9 protein-coding genes are annotated in these 14909 nt (G+C 65.4%); 6 read left to right on the top strand and 3 right to left on the bottom strand.

Annotated features, from left to right (window positions below; translation table 11 throughout):
• Positions 1-115: 115 nt before the first annotated feature.
• The 6 genes from AC3A4Z_RS14590 (at position 116) to AC3A4Z_RS14565 (ending at position 10161) form a co-directional block, all read left to right on the top strand.
• A complete protein-coding gene (locus AC3A4Z_RS14590; protein ID WP_498712365.1) occupies positions 116-1420 on the top strand; it encodes an aromatic ring-hydroxylating oxygenase subunit alpha in 1305 nt (434 codons plus the stop codon).
• Positions 1417-2832, top strand: coding sequence for a ferredoxin reductase (locus AC3A4Z_RS14585; RefSeq protein WP_498712364.1), 1416 nt, complete (start codon positions 1417-1419; stop codon positions 2830-2832). Before AC3A4Z_RS14590 ends, AC3A4Z_RS14585 begins: the two co-directional genes overlap by 4 nt.
• 256 nt (positions 2833-3088) lie before the next feature.
• Complete coding sequence (locus AC3A4Z_RS14580; protein ID WP_498712362.1) at positions 3089-5011, top strand: BCCT family transporter; 1923 nt, start codon at positions 3089-3091, stop codon at positions 5009-5011.
• A 3-nt stretch (positions 5012-5014) separates the two neighbouring features.
• On the top strand, positions 5015-5944 hold the full coding sequence (gene purU / locus AC3A4Z_RS14575) for a formyltetrahydrofolate deformylase (RefSeq protein WP_493971108.1): 930 nt from the start codon (positions 5015-5017) through the stop codon (positions 5942-5944).
• 36 nt (positions 5945-5980) lie between these two features.
• Entirely contained in the window at positions 5981-8488 is a 2508-nt protein-coding gene (locus AC3A4Z_RS14570) for a GcvT family protein (protein WP_498712359.1), read from the top strand.
• Between the two features lie 131 nt (positions 8489-8619).
• A complete protein-coding gene (locus tag AC3A4Z_RS14565) occupies positions 8620-10161 on the top strand; it encodes an HNH endonuclease signature motif containing protein (RefSeq protein WP_498712357.1) in 1542 nt (513 codons plus the stop codon).
• A gap of 239 nt (positions 10162-10400) precedes the next feature.
• Here AC3A4Z_RS14565 and AC3A4Z_RS14560 read toward each other — a convergent pair whose 3' ends face one another.
• From AC3A4Z_RS14560 to AC3A4Z_RS14550, 3 genes are all read right to left on the bottom strand, one after another.
• Entirely contained in the window at positions 10401-12755 is a 2355-nt protein-coding gene (locus tag AC3A4Z_RS14560; protein WP_498712355.1) for an FdhF/YdeP family oxidoreductase, read from the bottom strand.
• 99 nt (positions 12756-12854) lie between these two features.
• Positions 12855-13475: an MBL fold metallo-hydrolase gene (locus AC3A4Z_RS14555; protein ID WP_498712353.1), complete on the bottom strand. Its 621-nt coding sequence runs from the start codon at positions 13473-13475 to the stop codon at positions 12855-12857.
• Positions 13475-14581 (bottom strand): S-(hydroxymethyl)mycothiol dehydrogenase, encoded by a 1107-nt coding sequence (locus AC3A4Z_RS14550; protein WP_493971113.1) that lies wholly within the window; start codon positions 14579-14581, stop codon positions 13475-13477. The genes AC3A4Z_RS14555 and AC3A4Z_RS14550 overlap by 1 nt, the downstream gene beginning before the upstream one ends.
• Between the last annotated feature and the right edge of the window lie 328 nt (positions 14582-14909).

The raw sequence follows: 14909 nt of genomic DNA, 5'->3' as shown, positions 1-14909 counted from the left end.
TGCAGCGCTTGTGACCCTAATCTCATCATTACAACTACTTCGACCATGCCGGTAGCACCCCGCGCACGCATGGCCACCGCAACACCCACTACCCATGCCTCCCGGGAGGAAACCCATGACTGCTTCAGTGAACGTGCCCCTCAATTCACGCGGAAAACTTACTGCATCCCTGCCTGCCGAGCAGCTGGCGGAAATCAGCGCGTTGTTTGAGTTCCGGCGCACCGGCTACTCCCTCGATGCCCCCTTCTACACCGACCGCTCGATCTTCAACATCGACATGGAGGCCATTTTCGGCCAGCACTGGATCTTTGCCGCCAGCACCGCCGAACTGCCGGAGCCGGGCGACTACGTCACCGTCGACTACGGGCCCTACTCCCTGATTGTGCTGCGCAACGACGATGGCGCCGTGAACGTCCTGCACAACGTATGCCGCCACCGCGGCGCCCGCGTCCTCACCGAAGCTGCCGGGTCAACCGGAAACCTGGTCTGCGGCTACCACTCCTGGACCTACTCCCCGGAGGGCAATCTGATCCATGCCTCCGCGCCGGGGGAAACGAAGTTCGACAAGAGCTGCTTCGGCCTCAAGCGCGCCCACGGCCGCGAGATCGCCGGACTCATCTTTGTCTGCATTGCGGATGAGCCGCCGACGGACTTCGACGAGACCGCAAAGATCTTCGAGCCCTACCTGGCGCCCCATGATCTCTCGAAGACAAAAATCGCCTACCAGCAGAACATCATCGAAGAGGGCAACTGGAAGCTCGTCATGGAGAACAACCGTGAGTGCTACCACTGCGACGGCCACCCTGAGCTGGCCTGCTCCCTCTTCCCCACCTGGGGTTTGACCGAGGGCCTGATCCCGCCCCACCTTGAGGAAGTGTGGAACCGGAACAAGGAAGCCCAGTCCTCCCTTGAGGAGCGTTGCCGCCGCTACGGCCTTCCCTACGAGGTGGTCGAGCAGCTTGACACGCGCATCGCGGGAATCCGTATCTCGCGGGAATCACTCGATGGAGAGGGTGAATCGTTCTCCGCGGACGGGCGGAGGCTTTCCAAGAAGCTGCTGGGTGATCTGCCCGACTTCCGCCTTGGCCGCTGCTCGATGCACCTGCAGCCCAACAGCTGGTTCCATTTCCAGAGCGACCACGTCATCACGTTCGGTGTCTTCCCTATCAACGAACACCAGAGCCTCGTACGCACCACCTGGCTGGTGGCTGACGACGCCGTGGAAGGCGTCGACTACGACCTGGAGAAGCTCACCTACACGTGGAAGCAAACGAACCTGCAGGACAAGGCGTTCGTGGAGCTGTGCCAGCAGGGTGCCGGCAGTCCCGCCTACGAGCCCGGTCCCTACATGAAGAGCGAATACCAGGTCGAGGCATTCATCAACTGGTACGTGCAGCGCGTGCAGGAGCACTTGGCATGATTGAACTCCTCACCGAAACGGCAATCCAGGAACCACAGCGCATCCGCGGTCTTGAGATGCCGTGGAACAGGGTGATGGGAAGCCCGGAGACACCCGCCCGGGCAGCCCGTGCGCTCGGCCCATGGCACCCGCAGGAGTTTATGGCCGAATGTGTCGAGACCGTTGCCGAGGCCGGCGCCATGATGACCTTCGTGTTCCGGCGCTGCGACGGTGCGCCCCTGGCGTTCCGTGCCGGCCAGTACGTGAACGTCGCATTTCCCGTGAATGGTGAGGACCAGGAACCGGTGGACCGCAGCTACTCGCTGTCCAGTTCGCCCACCGAGCCGTGGACCTTCAGCATTACGGTCAAGTGCGACACCACGGGATTGGTCTCGCCCTGGGTGCACGAGAACGTCAAACCCGGAACCGTTCTTGAGATGCTGGGACCGGTGGGAGCATTCCACCTGCCCGACGCCGACCGGCGGGCACGGTATCTCCTTCTTGCTGCCGGCGCAGGCATTACGCCCATCATGTCCATGGTGCGGACCATCCACTCCCTGCCCGGACACGCCGATGTTGTGGTGCTCTACCACGGCTCGGATGCCGGCGGCTTTGCCTTCCACCGGGAACTGGCCTACATCGCCTCCGTGGACTCCCGCTTCAAGGTCCACTACTCCCTGGGCGACCGCAGCGTGCCGGAGGGGTGGGAAGGGCTTAGGGGAAGGCTCACGGCGGCCATGCTCGAGGAGGTGGCCCCCGATGCCAACGGCCGGCAGGTGTACGCATGCGGTCCCGAGGGTTACCTGAACACCGCCACCGAGCTCCTCCAAAAGGTGGGCGTCGATGACACTTCCATATACATGGAGTTCTTCTCGGGAGACCGCCAGACGCTCCTTGAATACCAGGCGGAGGTGGCGCTGGCAACGGACATTGCAGAGGAAATCGCCGAGGAAATCGCTGATTCCGCCGAGGACTACTTTGAAAGCCAGCCCGCAGCCTTCGGGCTCTACGAGCCCGGCTACGACGCCGACGGGACTCTGCAGGCCTCAGGGCTGCCGCTGGAAATCAGCGACCCGGAGGCGCCCGGCACCAACCCCGCCGCCGACAGCCCGGTTATGGAACCGGAAGCCGGTGCCCCTGACGCCTCCACCTTCAACACGGTGGGAACAGGCAGCCTCACCATGTCCTTCATGCGTACCGGCGTCAATGTGCGGATCGACCCCACCGAACACATCCTCGAGGCCGCCCAGCGCGCCGGCGTCAGGATCGGCGCGAACTGCAAGGAAGGCATGTGCGGCTCCTGCAAGGTCGTCAAGCTTTCGGGAGAGGTCGAAATGAACCACCAGGGCGGAATCCGTGCCCGGGAAATCTCCGCCGGCAAGTTCCTGCCCTGCTGCTCCACCGCGCAGACGGACCTGGTTATCGACGCGTAGCTCCTGTTCCGGCTGTCAAGGCGCAGCCGGAACCCCTGAAATACGGCTTAAGACTTCAGAAATACCTTGACACGTGACTGTGATTAGGGCCACGCTGTTGCATATAGCGAGACGTGTTGTTGTTTACGGAACACGCGTCCGCGATGGTAGCAAAGCTGACCTTGACCAATGAATGCCAGGAAGGCCCCGGCCTTCCACCCGGCTTGGGGACGCCGGAGTACAGCGTGAGCCCATGAATTCAAACCAAAGGACTGACATGGCTTTGAACAGCGACATCCGCACGGATGCCCAACCCCCCAACGAGCTGGAGGAGCCCACGCTCGTTCCTGCACCCGAAAACTCTCCTTCCTCCCACGACTCGCACGACGCGGAGGACACCGAACAGATCATGCAGGAACTCCGCCAGACCAAGGCCGAACAGGCTGTGGCACACCGGCGGAACCGTAAGCTCACCCTCGACAAGGCCACCTTCGGCATCACCGGAGTCCTCGCCCTCGCTTTTGTGGCGTGGGGCTTCCTGGGCCGGGACAGCCTGGCCGCCACGTCAACAGCCGCCCTGAACTGGGTGATGGAATACACCGGCTGGCTCTTTATGGTCCTGGCCTCGCTGTTCGTTGTTTTCGTCCTCTGGCTGGCGCTGGGCAAATGGGGCAACATTCCACTGGGCAAGGACGGCGAGAAGCCCGAATTCCGGACCATTTCCTGGATTGCCATGATGTTTGCGGCCGGCATGGGCATCGGCCTGATGTTCTACGGTGTGGCCGAGCCGCTCTACCATTACATCTCCCCGCCACCGGGAACGGTGGACGGACGGACGCCCGCGGCCATCCAGACGGCCATGGCCACCTCCATCTTCCACTGGACCCTGCACCCCTGGGCCATGTACGCCGTCGTGGGCATTGCCATGGCCTACGGCACCTACCGGCTGGGCCGCCGGCAGTTGATCTCTGCTGCCTTCACGTCGCTGTTCGGCATCAGGACGGTGGAAGGGCCGGTGGGCAAGTTCATCAACATCCTGGCCATCTTCGCCACGCTCTTCGGCACGGCAGCCTCCCTGGGCCTCGGCGCCCTCCAGATCGGCAGCGGACTGACCTCAAACGGCTGGATCGGCGAAGTGGGAACACCCGTCCTGGTGGCCATCGTCGCCGTCCTGACAGCATGCTTCGTGGCCTCGGCCGTGTCCGGCATCAGCCGCGGCATCCAATGGCTGTCCAACATCAACATGGTCCTGGCCGTGATCCTGGCGCTCATCGTTTTCCTCGCCGGGCCCACCCTGTTTATCCTCAACCTCATTCCCGCAGCAGTCGGTGACTACGCCAGGGACCTTGCCGAGATGTCCTCCCGCACCGAAGCCGTCGGAGACGAAGCGCTCCGGACCTGGATGTCCGGCTGGACCATCTTCTACTGGGCCTGGTGGGTGTCATGGACGCCGTTCGTGGGCATGTTCATCGCCCGGATTAGCCGCGGCCGCACCATCCGCCAGTTCGTGACCGGCGTCCTGCTGGTCCCCAGCATCGTCAGCGTCATCTGGTTCGGCATCTTCGGCGGCACTGCCTTCCACGTCCAGGAGGAAGCGGACAAGGCGGGCACCCCCGGCCTGGTCTCCATGGCCAGCGGGTCACCGTCCATCGACTTCGACGGCGCACTGTTCGACCTGGTCCGAAACATGTCCATGCCTGCCTGGCTCACCGCAGCCGTGGTGGTTCTCGCCATGGTCCTGGTGGCCATCTTCTTCATCACCGGAGCCGATTCCGCATCGATCATCATGGCATCCCTGAGCTCCAACGGGTCCTCCGACCCGAAGCGCGGCCTGGTCATCTTCTGGGGCCTGCTCACCGGTGCGGTAGCCGCCGTGATGATGCTGGCCGGCGGCGATGAACCGTCCGAGGCGCTCTCCGGCCTGCAGCGGATCACCATCGTGGCGGCCCTGCCGTTCGTGCTGGTCATGCTGCTGCTGTGCTTCGCCCTGGTGAAGGACCTGCGCCGGGATCCGCTGTCCCTCCGGCGCCGGCTCGCGGACTCCGTGGTGGAGCGCGCCATCCGCAGCGGCGTGGACCAGCACGGCGGCGTCCAGTTCGATCTCGTTACCAAGCATCAATGTGATCAGCGCTGTCCGGACGATGGCCGCTGCGCGGCTTCCACCGCTGACACCCAAGCAACCGCAAAGAACCAGGAGTAGACCATGACCACAGTCCTCGAAGGCCGCCCCACCGGTAACGCGACGGTGGAGGCCGGCGACGTTGCCGGCGTCCGCGGTACCGACACCGTCCAGTACGTCCTTACCCTTGCGTGCCCGGAGCGCCCCGGAATTGTCCGGGCCATCACCGCATTCCTCGCTGACCGCGGCTTCGACATTGTTGAACACCAGCAGTTCGATGACCACATCAGCGGCAAGCTCTACCTGCGCACGGCCTTCACCCCGGGAGACAATGAAGTCTCCGCGGAAGGCCTCAGCGCGGAGTTCGCTGCCGTCGCCGATGAGTTCGACATGGAATTCGCCATCCACGACGGCCGCCCCCAGCGCCTGCTGGTGATGGTTTCGAAGTTCGGCCACTGCCTCAACGACCTCATCTTCCGGTGGCGCGCGGGCAGCCTGGGTGCGGAGATCGCCGTCGTGGTTTCCAACCACGAGGACCTGCGCCCCATGGCGGAAGCCGCCGGCCTGCCGTTCATCCACGTCCCGGTAACGGCCGCTACCAAGCCCGAAGCCGAAGCGCGCCTGCTGGAACTGGTGGCCGAGTACGACGCGGACCTGGTGGTCCTCGCACGCTACATGCAGGTCCTGTCCAACGACCTGTGCGCCAGCCTCCGCGGCCGGGCCATCAACATCCACCATTCCTTCCTGCCCGGGTTCAAGGGTGCCAAGCCTTACCACCAGGCCTATGACCGCGGCGTGAAGCTCATCGGAGCCACCGCGCACTACGTCACCGCAGACCTGGACGAGGGCCCGATCATCGAGCAGGAAGTGTTCCGGGTGGACCACAGCCTGGACCCCAACGCACTGGTCACGGTAGGCAGGGACGCCGAATCCCAGGCATTGTCCCGCGCAGTAAAGTGGCACTCCCAGCACCGGGTCCTGCTCAACAACACCCGCACCGTCGTCTTCCGCTAACGCCAACGCCCACGCAAAACAGGAGAAACAACACCCATGAGCGCATCACCACGCGTTGTCATTATCGGCGCCGGCATTGTCGGAACCAACCTTGCCGACGAACTCGCCACCCGCGGCTGGACCAACATCACGGTGGTGGAACAGGGCCCGCTGGAACTTGCCGGCGGCTCCACGTCGCACGCTCCAGGCCTGGTGTTCCAGAACAACCAGTCACGGACCATGACCGAATTCGCCACCTACACGGTCAACAAGTTCCTCTCGCTGAGCAAGGACGGCGAGTCCTGCTTCAACCAGGTAGGCGGCCTGGAACTGGCCACCACCCCCGAACGGCTGGCCGATCTCCACCGCAAGATGGGCGTAATGACCTCGTGGGGAGTCGAAAGCCGGATCGTCGACGCCGACGAATGCGAAAAGATCTACCCCCTCCTGAACACCGGCAAGCTCACCGGCGGCCGCGAGGTCCTCGGCGGCCTGCTCATCCCCACCGACGGCCTGGCCTTGGCCGCCCGTGCGGTGCAGCTGCTGATCGAGCGCTCCAGCGAAGCCGGAGTGACGTACCAGGGCAACACCACCGTCACCGGCATCGCCCAGGAGGGCGGCAAGGTGACGGGCGTGGAAACGTCCGAGGGTTTGATCCCGGCAGACATCGTGGTCTCCTGTGCAGGCTTCTGGGGCCGTGAGCTCGGCAAGATGGTTGGCCTGGAAGTACCGCTGCTGCCGCTCGCGCACCAGTACGTGGTCAGCACTCCGCTGCCCGAACTTGAAGGCGTCAACGAGCTGCCCAAGGGTGCCAGCAAGCCCATCCTGCGCTACCAGGACAAGGACCTGTACTACCGCGAATGGGGCAACCGCATCGGCATCGGCAGCTACGCCCACCGCCCCATGCCGGTGGACATGTCCGCCCTGCCGAAGGTCGCCGCAGAGGAAATGTCGGACCACCGCATGCCCTCCCGGCTGGAGTTCACCCTGGAAGACTTCCTGCCCGCGTGGGAGGACAGCCAGGACCTGCTGCCGGCCCTGCGCAGCTCCGCGATCGAGGACGGCTTCAACGGCATCTTCTCCTTCACCCCCGACGGCGGCCCGCTGATGGGCGAGGCGCCCGAGCTCGACGGCCTGTTCGTGGCCGAAGCCGTCTGGGTCACGCACTCGGCCGGCGTGGCCAAGGCAATGGCGGAGCTGCTGGTGGAAGGCCGGTCCCGCACCGACCTGCACGGCTGCGAGCTCACCCGCTTCGAAAAGGTGCAGACCTCCGACGCCTATGTCAGTGAGACGTCCCAGCAGAACTTCGTGGAAATCTACGACGTTATGCACCCGCTGCAGCCCCGGGAATCCCCGCGGGACCTGCGGGTCAGCCCGTTCAACGTGCGGCAGAAGGAGCTGGGGGCGTTCTTCCTGGAGTCCGCCGGCTGGGAGCGGCCGCACTGGTTCGAGGCCAACCGCGGCCTGCTCGAGGAGCTGCCGGAGGAGTGGCGGACGCCGGAGCGGGATGCCTGGTCCGCCCTGTACTCGTCCCCCATCTCGGCGGCCGAGGCGTGGAAGACGCGTACCGCCGTCGGGCTTTTCGACATGACGCCGCTGAAGCGGCTGTCCGTAGTGGGCCCGGGCGCGCAGGCGCTGCTGCACCGCCTCAGCACGGGCAACATTGCCAAGAAGCCGGGTGCCGTGACGTACTGCCTTCTGCTGGAGCACGACGGCGGCATCCGCAGTGACGTTACCGTCGCACGGCTGGCGGAGGAAGACTTCCAGCTGGGCGTCAACAGCAACGTGGACTTCGATTACCTGCGCGTGGAGGCGCGCAAGCAGTCCGCCGCCGATCCCGCCCAGTGGGTGCATGTTTCGGACATCACCGGCAGCACTTGCTGCATCGGGCTGTGGGGGCCGCTGGCCCGCGAAGTGATCGGCAAGGTCAGCTCCGACGACCTGACCAACGACGGCCTGAAGTACTTCCGGACCAAGGAAATCTCCGTAGGCGGCATCCCCGTCACCGCGATGCGGCTGTCCTACGTGGGTGAACTCGGCTGGGAGCTCTACACCACCGCCGAGCACGGCCTGAAGCTCTGGGACCTGCTGTTCGAGGCGGGCCGGGAGCACGGCATCATCGCCGCCGGCCGTGGCGCCTTCAACAGCATGCGCCTCGAGAAGGGCTACCGGCTGTGGGGCACGGACATGACGTCCGAGCACCACCCGTACGAGTCCGGCCTGGGCTTCTCTGTGGCCAAGGACAAGACGGGCTTCGTGGGTGCCGAGGCCTTGGCGGCCCGCAAGGAAGAGCCCGCCACGCGGGCGCTGCGCTGCCTGACGGTCGACGACGGCACGTCCATCGTGCTGGGCAAGGAACCGGTGTACGTGAACGGCGAAGCCGCCGGGTACGTCACGAGCGCTGCCTACGGCTACACCGTGCGCAAGCCGATCGCCTACGCCTGGCTGCCGGCTTCCGTGACCGAGGGCGACGCCGTGGAGATCGAGTACTTCGGCAAGCGCATCGCCGCCACCGTCACGCCTGAACCGCTCTTCGACCCGGGCATGGAGCGCCTCCGCGGCTAGCCGTGGCTGGTGGTTGAGCTCGTCGAAACCCGGTGGTTGAGCTTGTCGAAAAGCGGGGGTCGCCAAACCGGCGGCCCCCGCTTTCCACTTCCGGCCGCCGAATTGTCAGACCCCCTTGCGACGATGGGTGCATGGGGAAAGCGGCGGTGGTGAAGGCATTCGAGGACATCAATGCTGCCCTTGCCGTGCTCAACGCGGAGGCGGAGGGGTGTGGTGCGGAGCCGTTCTCGGATGCGGATCCACTGGCCGGGCTGGGAGATGGGTGCCTGGAAATTCTTGCCGGGACTCGGGTGGTGGAGGCCGGGTTCGCTGGTTTGAAGGCCCGGGCTGCGGTGACGTATGCGGACTCTGCCCAGGCCATCGCGGGGCCGGACATGCCGGTGCAGCCGCTGGAAATGGCTGTCGCCGCGGAAATCGGCGCCCTCCTGACCCTCGGTTCCCGGGCAGCCGGTGCGTTCCTGGCCGCCTCCCACGCCGTGACCAAGGAGCTGCCGCTGACGTTATCGGCGTTGCAGGCCGGAGTAATCTCCTGGCCGCACGCCCTGGTCATGGTGGAGGAAACCGCCGGCCTTGACCCCGCCGGCGCGGCGGCACTGGAAGCCCACTTCCTGAACCCCGACGTGCCCCGGCCGCCCACGGCCGCCCCGATCGGTGAGCTGCCCGCCTACCGGCTCCGTACCAAGGCCAGGAACTGGCGGGAACGCCACCACCCGGAATCCATCGAAAAACGCCACGCCAAGGGTGTGGCGGACCGGCGGATGGAATACGCCCCGGACCGCGACGGCATGGCCCGGGTTTCCCTCTACGTTCCCGCGGACCAGGCCTCAGCGATCTGGAACCGCACCACCGCCCTCGCCCGCGGCCTCCAAGGCCCCAACGAACCCCGCACCATCACCCAACTCCGCCCCGACATCGCCGCCAGCCTCCTGCTCGGCGCCGGAACAGCACTTCACCCCGCCCCGGAAACCGGCACAGAACAAAGCAGCGCGGCTGCAGGCAAGCCGGGTGAAACCCACGCAGGTGCCGGCTTGGGCGACGTCCCGGTACCCAAGGCGGACGTCCTGGTGACCGTGCCGGTGTTGGCGCTGCTCGGCACCACGGACGAACCGGCGAATCTGGACGGCTACGGCCCGATCCCTGCGTCAATGGCCCGCAAACTCGTCGAAGGCGGCGCCTCTTCGTTCTATCGCGTGCTCGTTGATCCACGGGACGGGGCGCCACTGGAAATCGGCCGCACCAGCTACCGCCTCACCAAACCCATGAAAAGAGCACTGCAACTCCGGGACGGTAAATGCACCTTCCCCGGCTGCAACAACCCCTCCCTGGACAACCAGGCAGACCACCTTCAAGCCTGGCAACACGGCGGCACCACCGGGATCAGTAACCTGGCCCAGCTCTGCCCCAAGCACCATCGCCTCAAACACGCCACGGGATGGACGCCCACACCGGCCACCCAAAACGAACCACCGGGCTGGACCTCACCCACCGGCCGCCACTACAAAGCCGAACACCACGACTGGGAACCACCACAGTGGCCTGCGCAACTGGCGCCGCCCTGGAAAGGCGCCCTGCGTTCACACTCATCACCCGGTGATCCTCCGGACTTTGTCTTCATCGGGTCCTCCCCAGGCGAACAAGAACTCGAGCGGTTCCTGCATGCCCCACCCGCCTGACTCGTTGCTGGGTTTCGCGCCCTGACCTCCGCGCTCGGCGGGGGAGCCCGGCGGCCGTGGGCCCCGAGCTCGCCAGGGAAGCCGGCGGCCGTGGCCCAAGCTCAACCGTAGGTCAGCCATGCTCTACCACCGTGTGGCGAAACAGCGACGGCGACCTCCGGCACTTGCCGGACGTCGCCGTCGTAGTTTTTGCCTCGACCGACAATGAAGGGCAAGCTGCAGTACTGGCCGTTGCTCTACTAGCCTGCCGCGGCTGGTTGCAGCTCTCCGGCAGCCACCTCGGCGGCGCTTTCCGTGACGTGCGGCGTGAAGCGGACGAACATGGCTTTGAAGCCGGGGGTGTTGGATTCGCGGGCCACGTTTTCCTTGTGGACCAGGGCGTTGGCTTCGGGGAAGTATGCGGCGGCGCAGCCCTTGGCGGTGGGGTAGGCCACGAGGCGGAACTTGTCCGCCGTGCGGTCGTGTCCGCGGAAGGTGCTGACCACGTCCACGAGGTCGCGGTCCTCGAAACCGAGCTCGGCGAGGTCCTCGGGGTGGATCAGGATGACCCGGCGGCCGCCGGAAATCCCGCGGTACCGGTCGTCCAGCCCGTAGTAGGTGGTGTTGTACTGGTCGTGGCTGCGGATGGTCTGGAGGACCAGGTGCCCCTCGGGCGGGGTGAGGTATTCCAGCGGGCTGACGGTGAACCGGCCGCGGCCGATGTCGGTCTTGAAGGACCGGGTGTCGCGGGGCGGGTTGGGCAGCACGAACCCGTTTTTGGTCCGGACCCGGGCGTTGAAGTCCTCGAAGCCGGGCAGGACGCGTTCGATGTGGTTGCGGATCACGTCGTAGTCCTCGGCCATGGCTTTCCAGTCCACGGAGTGGTCGGGGCCGAACGTCGCCTCGGCCATCCGCGCCACGATGACCGGCTCGGCGAGCAGGTGCTCAGAGACCGGTGTGAGCCGGCCCTGGGTGGAGTGGACCACGGACATGGAGTCTTCCACGGAGAGGAACTGGGCGCCGTTGGGGTGCTTGTCGTCCTTGTCCGTCCGGCCCAGGGTGGGCAGGATCAGCGAGGTGCGGCCGTGGACGATGTGCGAGCGGTTCGGCTTGGTGGAGATGTGCACGGTCAGGCCGATCCGCTGCATCCCGGCTTCGAGGGTCTCGGTGTCCGAACAGGCCAGCGAGAAGTTCCCGCCCATGGACACGAACACGTCCACTTCGTCGCGTTCAAAGGCTTCCATGGCTTCGACGGCGTCGTAGCCGTGATGCCGGGGGGAGGTGATCCCGAACTCGGTGTCGAGGGCTTCGAGGAGCCATTCCTTGGGTTTTTCCCAGATGCCCATGGTCCGGTCGCCCTGGACGTTGGAGTGCCCGCGGACCGGGCAGGCGCCGGCGCCGGGCTTGCCGAAGTTGCCCTGCAGGAGCAGGACGTTGACCATTTCCTTGATGGTGTCCACCGAGTGCGGCTGCTGCGTCACGCCCAGGGCCCAGCAGAAAATGCTGGCCTTGGACTTGATGAGCATCCCGGCCACTGTTTCGATCTGGGCGCGGGTCAGGCCGGTGGCCTTTTCGGTTTCGGCCCAGTCCAGCGTGGCGCGGGCCTGGCGGTAGGCGTCGAACCCGTCGGTCTGCGCGTCGATGAAGGAATGGTCGACGACAGAACCCGGGTTCCGTTCCTCCTCGGCCAGGAGCAGGTGCCCAAGGGCCTGGAACAGGGCCAGGTCCCCGCCCACCTTGATCTGCAGGTATTCGTCGGCCAGCGGGGTGCCGCCGCCCACGACGCCGGAGACGGTCTGCGGGTCTTTGAAGTTGAACAGCCCGGCCTCGGGCAGCGGATTCACGGCAACGATTTTGCCGCCCTTGTCCTTGCATTCCTTCAACGCGGACAGCATGCGCGGGTGGTTGGTGCCGGGGTTCTGGCCGACCACAAAGATCAGTTCGGCGTCGTGGATGTCGTCCAGGGAGACGGTGCCCTTACCGATGCCGATGGTGGGGTTCAGCGCCGACCCGGAGGACTCGTGGCACATGTTCGAACAATCCGGCAGGTTGTTGGTGCCCAGGGCCCGGGCGTACAGCTGGTACATAAAGGCTGTCTCGTTCGCGGTCCGCCCCGAGGTGTAGAAAACGCACCGGTCAGGCGTGCTGGCCCGGACGTGTTCGCCGATCAGTTCGAACGCGTCGGACCAGGAGATCGGTGAGTAGTGGGTTTCCCCTGCCCGGATCACCACCGGCTCGCTGAGCCGGCCCTGGTTGCCCAGCCAGTACTCCGTTTTGGTCGACAGCTCGGCGATGGAGTGCTTGGCCCAGAACTCGGCGCCGACCGTACGCAGGGTGTTTTCCTCGGCCACGGCCTTGGCACCGTTCTCGCAGAACTCGGCCGCCTTGCGCTTCTTGTCCGACTCGGGCCACGCGCAGCCGGGGCAGTCAAAGCCGCCCCGCTGGTTCAACCGCAGCAACGACTGCGCGGTACGGGCCACCCCGGCCTGCGCCACGGCACGTTCCAGCGCCACCATCACGGCCTTGACACCGGCCGCCTCGGTCTTGGGCTTGTGGACTTCGAGGTCGTCCTCGTTGATGTCCGCAACGGGGGCGGGCTGCTTACCGAACTTCATCGTTCCAACTTCCTTACCGGCATACGTTGTTCTGGCACCAGCAAAGGCGCACCAAGGTTCCTGGCGCGCCTTTGCTGGACACTGCTGCTACTTCGATGGCTACTGCGGCACCTTCGCCAGGGTTTCCTGCTCCGCGGCGATGGTGGTGTTCTCGCCGTGTCCGGTGCGGACCACCGTGTCACCGGGCAGGGTCAGCAACCGTTCCCGGATCGAGGTGAGGATGGTGGGGTAGTCGCTGTAGGACCGTCCTGTGGCACCCGGCCCGCCGTTGAAGAGCGTGTCCCCGGTGAAGACCGTTCCCTCGCTTTCCAGGTGGAAGCAGGTGGAACCGGGGGAGTGGCCCGGTGTGTGGATGGCCTTGAGGCTCGCCCCAGCCACTTCGAAGACGTCGCCGTCGTGCAGTTCCTGGTCCGGCCTGGCGTCCGGGTAGACCTGCTCCCAGAGGACCAGGTCATCCGGGTTGAGATAGATCGGTGCTCCGACGGCGTCTGCGACTTCCCGCGCGGCGCCGATGTGGTCGTTGTGCGCGTGGGTCAGCAGTATGGCCTTGACCTTCCGGCCACCCACCTGGTTGATGATTGCGGAGGCGTCGTGCGGGGAATCAATGATGACGCATTCAGCGTCATCGCCCACAATCCAGACGTTGTTGTCGACGTCCCAGGTGCCGCCGTCGAGCGAAAACGTCCCTGAGGTGACCAGGTTCTCGATCCGGACGCCCATCAGGAAGCCGCCCCCGCGGCAGGCAGTTCAACAACGGAGCGCAGGACCTTGCCCTCGTGCATCTTCTCGAAGGCTTCCTCCACCTGGTCGATGCTGATGCGCTCGGACACAAAGGCATCCAGGTCCAGGTTGCCCTGCTTGTAGTGGCTCACCAGCATCGGGAAGTCGCGGGAGGGCAGGCAGTCGCCGTACCAGGAGGATTTCAGCGACCCGCCCCGGCCGAAGACGTCCAGCAGGGGCAGTTCCAGGGACATCTCGGGCGTCGGGACGCCCACCAGGACAACGCGGCCGGCGAGGTCGCGGGCGTAGAAGGCCTGCTTGTATGTTTCAGGGCGGCCGACGGCGTCAATCACCACATCGGCGCCGTTGCCTCCCGTGAGGGCTCGGATGGCCTCGATGGGGTCTTCCTTGCTGGAGTCGATGCCGTGCGTGGCGCCCAGCGACCTGGCCATTTCGACCTTGTTGGCGTCGATGTCCACGGCGATGATCGTGGTGGCGCCGGCCAGCCTGGCGCCGGCGATCGCGGCGATGCCCACACCGCCGCAGCCGATCACGGCCACGGACTCGCCGCGCTTGACCTCGCCGGTGTTGATCGCGGCGCCGATGCCGGCCATCACACCGCAGCCCAGCAGGCCCACGGCGGCAGCATCAACTTCGGGGTCCACTTTGGTGCACTGCCCGGCGGCAACCAGGGTCTTCTCGGCGAAGGCGCCGATACCCAGGGCGGGGGAGAGTTCGGTGCCGTCCTCGAGGGTCATCTTCTGCGTGGCGTTGGCGGTGTTGAAGCAATACTGCGGCTGGCCCTTGGCGCACGCCCGGCATTCGCCGCAGACGGCACGCCAGTTCAGGATGACGCGGTCGCCCGGGGCGATGGAGGTAACTCCGTCGCCCACGGCGTTGACAACGCCGGTTGCTTCATGGCCCAGCAGGAAGGGGAAGTCATCGTTGATGCCGCCCTGCTTGTAGTGCAGGTCGGTGTGGCAGACGCCGCAGGTGAGGATGTCCACCAGTGCCTCGCCCGGTCCCGGATCCGGCACCAGGATGGTCTCCAGTGACACCGGAGCGTTTTTTTCCTTGGCAATAACGGCCTTGACCTTGTGAACCATGATTCCTGTGTTCCTTTCGTTGGCCGAACGACGATCCCGACCCGACTAACAATTCTAGAAGCAGCGGCTTCTCCGGCCCGCTACCCAAAGGGGTGGGCAGCAGATCCGAAGGGATAGTTCGACCCGCTACTAGCAAAACCGCATTGTGTAATGCGCAACACGATTCGCATAGTGCGTACACGAAAATATGTCAGCCGTCACACCAGGTGTCAAGACAACGGACATGTGCAACGCCGGGCCGCCGCAGGCCTCGTGGGAAAGAGACGTCTTCTGACGCAACGGCGATGTTGTTAAAGCAACGTATATCTATCCTCCCACGCATCGCCAC

The organism is Arthrobacter sp. Soil_C_49 (assembly GCF_057656635.1).
This window is presented reverse-complemented; position numbering and strand designations above follow the sequence as displayed.

Coding starts and splice junctions, on each gene's coding strand:
- AC3A4Z_RS14590 (WP_498712365.1), top strand. CDS start 116: ATGACTGCTTCAGTGAACGTGCCCCTCAATTCACGCGGAAAACTTACT.
- AC3A4Z_RS14585 (WP_498712364.1), top strand. CDS start 1,417: ATGATTGAACTCCTCACCGAAACGGCAATCCAGGAACCACAGCGCATC.
- AC3A4Z_RS14580 (WP_498712362.1), top strand. CDS start 3,089: ATGGCTTTGAACAGCGACATCCGCACGGATGCCCAACCCCCCAACGAG.
- purU (WP_493971108.1), top strand. CDS start 5,015: ATGACCACAGTCCTCGAAGGCCGCCCCACCGGTAACGCGACGGTGGAG.
- AC3A4Z_RS14570 (WP_498712359.1), top strand. CDS start 5,981: ATGAGCGCATCACCACGCGTTGTCATTATCGGCGCCGGCATTGTCGGA.
- AC3A4Z_RS14565 (WP_498712357.1), top strand. CDS start 8,620: ATGGGGAAAGCGGCGGTGGTGAAGGCATTCGAGGACATCAATGCTGCC.
- AC3A4Z_RS14560 (WP_498712355.1), bottom strand. CDS start 12,755: ATGAAGTTCGGTAAGCAGCCCGCCCCCGTTGCGGACATCAACGAGGAC.
- AC3A4Z_RS14555 (WP_498712353.1), bottom strand. CDS start 13,475: ATGGGCGTCCGGATCGAGAACCTGGTCACCTCAGGGACGTTTTCGCTC.
- AC3A4Z_RS14550 (WP_493971113.1), bottom strand. CDS start 14,581: ATGGTTCACAAGGTCAAGGCCGTTATTGCCAAGGAAAAAAACGCTCCG.